7 protein-coding genes are annotated in these 6,788 nt (G+C 34.3%); 3 read left to right on the forward strand and 4 right to left on the reverse strand.

All coding sequences use genetic code 11. The features are described from left to right. Window positions 1-245: 245 nt before the first annotated feature. From U9P79_00545 to U9P79_00555, 3 genes are read right to left on the reverse strand one after another with little or no spacing between them, the layout of a single operon-like run. Complete coding sequence (locus U9P79_00545) at window positions 246-1,262, reverse strand: lysylphosphatidylglycerol synthase transmembrane domain-containing protein (protein MEA2103122.1); 1,017 nt, start codon at window positions 1,260-1,262, stop codon at window positions 246-248. Window positions 1,263-1,297: 35 nt separating this feature from the next. Further along, window positions 1,298-2,140 carry a methyltransferase domain-containing protein gene (locus U9P79_00550; protein ID MEA2103123.1) on the reverse strand — a complete coding sequence of 281 codons (843 nt, stop codon included), beginning with the start codon at window positions 2,138-2,140 and terminating at the stop codon, window positions 1,298-1,300. Beyond that, on the reverse strand, window positions 2,140-3,135 hold the full coding sequence (locus tag U9P79_00555) for an NAD(P)-dependent oxidoreductase (GenBank protein MEA2103124.1): 996 nt from the start codon (window positions 3,133-3,135) through the stop codon (window positions 2,140-2,142). Before U9P79_00555 ends, U9P79_00550 begins: the two co-directional genes overlap by 1 nt. A gap of 279 nt (window positions 3,136-3,414) precedes the next feature. On the opposite strand from U9P79_00555, the gene U9P79_00560 reads away from it, so the two are divergent. From U9P79_00560 to U9P79_00570, 3 genes are read left to right on the forward strand one after another with little or no spacing between them, the layout of a single operon-like run. After that, window positions 3,415-3,789: a DUF2089 domain-containing protein gene (locus U9P79_00560; GenBank protein MEA2103125.1), complete on the forward strand. Its 375-nt coding sequence runs from the start codon at window positions 3,415-3,417 to the stop codon at window positions 3,787-3,789. Further along, window positions 3,782-5,194 (forward strand): hypothetical protein, encoded by a 1,413-nt coding sequence (locus U9P79_00565; protein MEA2103126.1) that lies wholly within the window; start codon window positions 3,782-3,784, stop codon window positions 5,192-5,194. Before U9P79_00560 ends, U9P79_00565 begins: the two co-directional genes overlap by 8 nt. Next, entirely contained in the window at window positions 5,187-5,576 is a 390-nt protein-coding gene (locus tag U9P79_00570) for a hypothetical protein (GenBank protein MEA2103127.1), read from the forward strand. The genes U9P79_00565 and U9P79_00570 overlap by 8 nt, the downstream gene beginning before the upstream one ends. A gap of 111 nt (window positions 5,577-5,687) precedes the next feature. Here U9P79_00570 and U9P79_00575 read toward each other — a convergent pair. Next, on the reverse strand, window positions 5,688-6,788 hold a 1,101-nt coding region (locus U9P79_00575), incomplete at its 5' end, for a 5'-nucleotidase C-terminal domain-containing protein (protein ID MEA2103128.1).

The following is a 6,788-nucleotide window of genomic DNA, read 5'->3' on the forward strand; positions in this document are numbered from 1 at the left end:
GAATAACCCCGGAGTCAGTGAACAATATTCATTTTCAACCTATAAATTTAGAACTTCTACATCACCCATCTCATTTTCATTCTCTTTAATTGATCCACTTTTATCTTATCTTTTTGTGAAAATGTGAAATTATAAACCATTTTTCCTCTATAAGCGCCAATGTAGGTATAGGTTTAATTCACGCTGATCTTTTGCTGATTTTGGGGGGATGCGTGTATCATTGATTTTTCTTGGAGGACAGTTCCCTACAACTTTTCGGAAGGTATGGAATTTTCTTTCGAACTACTAAATCTATCAAATATCTTTACCCCGGTATAACTTAAGGCGAGCAATCCGATAATTGTGATCAAAATACCGGTCAGCAAATGGGCAAAAACCATCACCGCACTGACCATCTCTTTATTGAGCCCCAATCCAACAGAAAAAATTATAACCATTATCAATTCGTTGCTTCCGATCTGTGCTGGGGGGTAGGGTAAAATATAAGAAAGATAAATCAGGGTATAGCCAAATAAAACAACAAAATAATCTATGGGTTGCTGAAATGCCAGAAACATACACAGAAAATAAAGGCTTTCGGTCAGCACCGCAAGAAAAGTAAGCCCGATCACAGGCGGAAGCAACTTAAGATGATGACGAAATAATCCTACACCTTCAACAAAAAGGTCAATAAGGTGAAAGAATTTTTCCTTATATTTTTTTGGAACAAAGAAAAAAAATTTGCGAATGATACTAACGATCTTGTCTTTGGCAATTGCTGCAAAAACCAAAATAACACCCCCGGTAATTACAACCAAAATCAGAAGGATGATCAATATCAGCAGAGGTTTTGATATAGTTACATGGAGAAATGGGATAAGAATTAGAACAAGAAAAATACCAATCGAATCAAACATTTTGTCAACGAAAACAGAAGGTAAAGTTCGCGACATAGCAATGTTATCGGTTTTTTTAAGGAAATAACTCTTTGCCAGTTCTCCGGCACGAATTGGGATCAAATAGTTCAAAAAATTGCCTCCCATCCTTATTAAAAAAACTTTTATAGGAGAAACGTTTATCTCGGTGGACAACAATATTTTCCACCGCAGGGCACGAAAGAAATAAGCCAAAAGGTATAAAAAAGCACCCACAGCTACCCAACCGACTTGAACTTTTTTCAAATATGAAACCACTTTGTTAAAATCAATAAAGTAGATCCACAAAAATATGAGGACAATACCAAATAATAAACCAAGAAGCAAATGCAATTTATTTTTTTTCATAAAATAATATTTTCAAATTGTGGATTTGTATTGAGTTAATTTCTCTCAAAAATTAAAAATTTATGATGTGCCCAGAATGCCTTGAAAAATTTCGGGGCGATTTTCTCTAACCAATAATAGTTCATCATCTGTTCAGCAAAATCTAGATCTTTATCTTGATAATATTTCAGAATACAAATTTTTTCATCAATCTTTTCGGTTTTTGATTTCAGCAAAAAATCCAAATGGAATATTTTGAGAAAATCCCGTTTATCCATGCCAATATCAGGCCATGGTGGGCAGTCTATGTAATTTCTTTCTACAAGTTTCCAGTTCAATTTTCGCATTTCCGCAATAATATTTTTCGGGATGATGTTATCTTCAATCAAATATTTTCTCAGATCAGTTCCGGAGATATACTTCTGTGAAAGATATCCGATTCCTGAACGATTTGGTACACAAAGCATGATCACATTTTTGGTTACGCGAGTGAGTTCGTGCAAAAATACCGTTAGATTTTCCACAAACCATAAAGCCGAAAAATTCCAACTCATATCAATAGATTCATTGGGAAGTTCAATCTTTTTAAAATCCTTTTGAAAACGAAAATTTGCCGAGAGATTTGACTTTTCCCAAACGTTTTTGATCATTTCTAATCTTGATTGATCGTTATCTATAAGCGTTACGGGAAGACCGGATTTTGCCACATGCATTGAATTTATTCCGCTGACCCCGGTAAATCCAAAGATAGGAACTTCGAGAAGAGATTTGCAGTTATATTTTTGAATAATTTCATCCAATTTTATATTTAGAATAATGCGTTCGTAACTGGAACCCAGACCTTCATTTGGTTCGTCTGTAAAATAATTTTGCCAAGTTTTTAAAATTGGGATAGCCATTATTTCACCAACTTTCTTTTTTTAATTTCCTGATACCACTCGATTACGTATTTGAATGACGGGATGGTATCGTGAGTTTTTAATCCAATCTCTTCCTCAGCGGGTGAAACATCATAAAACCAATCTCTGGATATTAATTGAATGCGTGCTTTCCATAACTCGTTTTTGAATATTTTTGAGAAAATAAATTCAAAAAAATGAAATTTGAAAGAAGGGCATATTTTCCATTTGGGATAATTTTTCCCTTTTAGTTCATTGCTGATAAAGTTTACCAATTTTTTTATAGAAACCGGATTTTTATCTGCAATGTTATATGTATTTCCGGAAGGAATATCAAAATTTCCAGCGTTAATAAATGCCTGAACCATTGTCTTACAGTCAGCCATATTTATTTTTATATCTTTCGTGGGTAAAAGCATCAATCCGGAATCTACAAGTTTAATTAAATTATAGGGAAATCCATAATCTCCAACTCCATAAGTTATCGAAGGTCGAATAATTACAAATTTTAACCCCACGGATTTTAGATTTTGCAATTCTTTTTCCGCTTCGATTTTTGTGAAATGGTAATAATTATCTTCCTGCCTCAAAGTGTTTTCATTCGGGGGAAGTTCCTTTGGTATTGCCCCAAAAACCCCTACGGAGCTACAGAAAATTAATTTTGATTTATGCTTCACGCATTGTTTTGCAATATATTTGGTTGCATTTACGTTTGCATCAAAATAATCTTTTTTGGGGAAATTTCTTCCCCCACGAATTGCTGCAATATGAAAAACCAACTCAAAACGGAATTCATCAAACAAACTTTGAATTGCGCTTTCATTCGTCATTTCCACAAATTTGCAATTAACTCCCTCTTGCTCGAATTTTTCATAGCGTGATTTATCTGTGGAAGGACGAATTAACGCCACAATCGAATCTTTGCTTCTTTCGAGCAGCTTTTCGCAAACTGCTCCACCTATAAAACCGGTTATGCCTGTTATTAATATTTTCATAATAAATTATCTGATTTCGTATTTTGATATGAAGAGGAAATTGTGTTATTTGATGTCAATAAATATGATTTTGATATTGCATGTTTTTTTCAACTTATCTTTTATAATATTTCTTATTTTTACATAAATTTATTATTTTGTTATGATAAAAGTTATAATATCAATTGATTTTATTAATTTAATTAATTTTATTATTTTTAAACTTGACATTATTCACTTTTTTATTAATTTTTTTAATATTATATTCGAAGCTACGATCTTCGCAGAAAGAGAGAAAAAATGAATAACAGATTGAAGCAATGTCCGGTGTGTAATTCCACACTGGAAATCACAAAGTATCGCTGTCCGAATTGCGGTACGGAAATTAGTGGAAAATTCGGAATCGGCGAACTTGCCTTACTTTCACCAGCACAGCAGGAATTTGTAAAAATCTTTGTTTGCTCACAAGGAAGTATCAAGGAAGTTGAAAAAACACTTGGAATTTCCTATCCTACTGTAAAAAACAAACTAACAGAAGTTACCAAAGTCTTATGCCCGGAAGCAAAACAAGAACCTGATGAACCCTCAGAAATAATTCTCACCGAATTGGATAGCGGAAAAATTTCTGTAGAACAAGCCCTTAAAAAATTAGAAAATAGGAGTCAAAATGTATAATTTACAGGAAAAATTTAAATACGCAACGAGTGAAAACCTCAACCTGCAAATAGACACTGAAGATTTTGGAATGTCAATCGCCGGGAATGATAAAGCAGAATCGGAGTTGGAAATAAAAATTGGTTCTGAAAAGAAAATTGATTTGGATGACATTCTCAATGTGAAATTTGTTGAGAGAAAAAACAAACTGACAATCAAACTCAATAATCCGAAAAACAACAAATGCAAAACTGATATTCGTTTGTCTGTACCTCGAAAAACGAATCTTAAAATAAATTCGGAAAATGCCGAATTTAGGATTTCCGATTTGAATGGCTATGTAAACACCTCTTTCGAAAATGGAAAATTGTCTATGAACCAAATTGTTGGGAGAATAGAATGCAAAACCGAAAACGGAGGAATCAGCATTGAAGATTCCGAAGGATCAATGAAATTGCAGACTGAAAACGGCGGAATAAAATTGAGACAAAATAAAGGAAAAGTAATCATTCGAGGTGAAAACGGTGGGGTGAAATGCTCAAAATGTGTTGGAACACTTGAAACACATATTGAAAATGGTTCGGTAAAAGTAATCGAATCTCAATTTGAAAATGCAGATATACAAAACGAAAATGGCAGCATTTATTTTGAATTCAATGATGTAGAAAAAGGAGAATTCAAATTCAAAAACGAAAATGGAAAAATCCATCTTGCTATTCCTGAAGAAATCCCATTCAATATTATTGCAAAAAATGAGATTGGCAATTTTCATATTGGTTTGGATGGTGATTATGATCGCAGAAAAGAAAATGGTAAGCAAATATTGGAAATGGTAAAGGGAAGTGGAAATGTAAAAATTATAGCAGAGAACGAAAACGGAAGAATAACTTTGGTGAATTCCAAAACAAGCAAGAACCCATTTAGCAGAGAGCGCTTCAATTTTGAGAAACTTGCAGATTCATTCGAGCATATTATTGATAAAATTCCCTCACCCGAACAACAAGAAAAGATTCACAAAAAAATGGAAAAAGCAATGAAAAAGTTAAAAAAATTAAAGATAAATATACCGGATATCAGTGGAATAGTCGAGGATGTTACCGATAACATTGAGAATGATGTTGATTTTGATATTGATGGTAAAAATATTGGCAAAAAAATCAAAATTGAGATTAAAAAATCTCTGAAAAAAGCCACTGAACAAGCCCGAAAATTCAAAAATGAAAAAACAAAAATGAAAAATGAAGAAACCAAAGTGCACGAAGAGCGTGAAAAATCAGAGGCAGAAAAAACCGAATTAAATACTGAAGAAGCTGAAATGGTAAAGCAGCGAAGCAGATTAAAAATATTGCAATTGCTTGAGCAAGGAAAAATAAATTCAACCGAAGCCGAAAAACTACTCAAAGCTATGGAGGATCGAAATGAGTGAAACAAAGAAAATAATTGATATGGTTGCAGATGGTAAAATTTCTGCAGAAGAAGCCTCAAAACTCCTCTCCGCTATTAGCAGCAAAAGTAAAAAGAAAAAAATTAGTGGAAAAAAACTGAGAATAATCGTGGAAGAAGAAAATCGCGAAAAACCAAAAGTAAATATTTCCATCCCAATCTCTCTCGCCAAACTGGGCATCAAATTCATCCCGAAGAATTCTGGATTTCATGCAAATATCAACAATACAAATTTCGATTTTTCGTCAATAGATTGGAAAGAGATCGTGGAACTTGCCACTTCCGGGGAAACCGGTGATCTTTTTCATATTGAAGTAGATGAAGATGATGGTGCTACCACTACTGTAAGGATTTTTGTAGAGTGAGGTTTCAGCAAGTCAGCATTTCAGCAAGTCAGCATTTCAGCAGACTGGAGTTCAGCCATTCTTTTCCGGACTGGACTTCAGAATGCGTCAGAATCCTTTGAATTTACTTATCTACTCCTTATTCTTTACCCCAATTCTATTTTCAATCTTAGGTTCTAAAACAATCTGTTTTTTACAATATTCTATAAAAACTTCTATATCCTTTGAGGCTGATTCGGGTGGAACGATTATTTTGCAATGATCCAAAAAGTCAAATCCATCTCCGCCAAAAAGCAGATAATCAGGAAGAGATAAGGTGTAAATTTTATCCATCTCCAAAGGTTTACCGGCAACATCCACCCGCAATAATCTTTCCCCTCTTTTTTTACTCCAATCATATTCGTAGTTTGAGCCGGAGATTTGGAGAAAATTACCTCCTGATTTTTCAACTGAACCAACGCCATATTCCAGAGCTTCCCAAATGTGGTTTCCCGATATTTCAACAAGACAAATCCGATTTCCAAAAGGGATTATTGATAAAGCATCTTTGATCGTAAATTCTCCGGCTGAAGCGTTTGCTCTGATTCCGCCGCCATTCAAAATTGCAATATCCGCATCATGAAATTTACGGTATGAATCCGTTATCAGATTGCCTACATTTGTTTCTCCCCATCTGCACTTGAAATCTCCATTTACACCGGCGTTCAAAGGATGCTGCAGAATTGCTATCGGTTTCGCCAAGTCTTTTTCCAACTTGTCTTGATATTTTTGCTGCAATTCCGCCAGATTCTTTTGCTCTTTTACAGACGAGTCCACCGGATAAATCCTGAGATAAAACGAGGTTTTTCCGCCTGTTTCTTTTATATCTAATCTGGCAATAGAACCGAGATTTCCGCAGGTGGTAATGATTGGTCGGTCTCCAACGTAATAAACATTTGTTCTATTTTCATACATTTCTTCGGAAAAGATCGCATCTATTTCCGGAATTTTTTCTAACAATTTTTCATTCGTTTCTTTTCCGGTTTGAGTAATTGCGATTATCAGATCGGTTTGTAGATTTTTTAGTTTTTCCACCGTCTGTTTGGCGGATGGCAGCAAATCTTTTTGGAGAACTGATTTTGCAATTGTCGTGCTCATCGCATCGGTCAAACCGATAAAGCCGATGGATATTCCATCTCTTTTTACAATTTTGAAAGATGGCAGATTCGCAAAAGGTTCGTTATTTGCTTCTAC

The organism is Candidatus Cloacimonadota bacterium (assembly GCA_034661015.1).
Classification (GTDB): domain Bacteria; phylum Cloacimonadota; class Cloacimonadia; order JGIOTU-2; family JGIOTU-2; genus JAYEKN01.

Coding starts and splice junctions, on each gene's coding strand:
- U9P79_00565 (MEA2103126.1), top strand. CDS start 3,782: ATGTATAATTTACAGGAAAAATTTAAATACGCAACGAGTGAAAACCTC.
- U9P79_00555 (MEA2103124.1), bottom strand. CDS start 3,135: ATGAAAATATTAATAACAGGCATAACCGGTTTTATAGGTGGAGCAGTT.
- U9P79_00550 (MEA2103123.1), bottom strand. CDS start 2,140: ATGGCTATCCCAATTTTAAAAACTTGGCAAAATTATTTTACAGACGAA.
- U9P79_00560 (MEA2103125.1), top strand. CDS start 3,415: ATGAATAACAGATTGAAGCAATGTCCGGTGTGTAATTCCACACTGGAA.
- U9P79_00570 (MEA2103127.1), top strand. CDS start 5,187: ATGAGTGAAACAAAGAAAATAATTGATATGGTTGCAGATGGTAAAATT.
- U9P79_00545 (MEA2103122.1), bottom strand. CDS start 1,262: ATGAAAAAAAATAAATTGCATTTGCTTCTTGGTTTATTATTTGGTATT.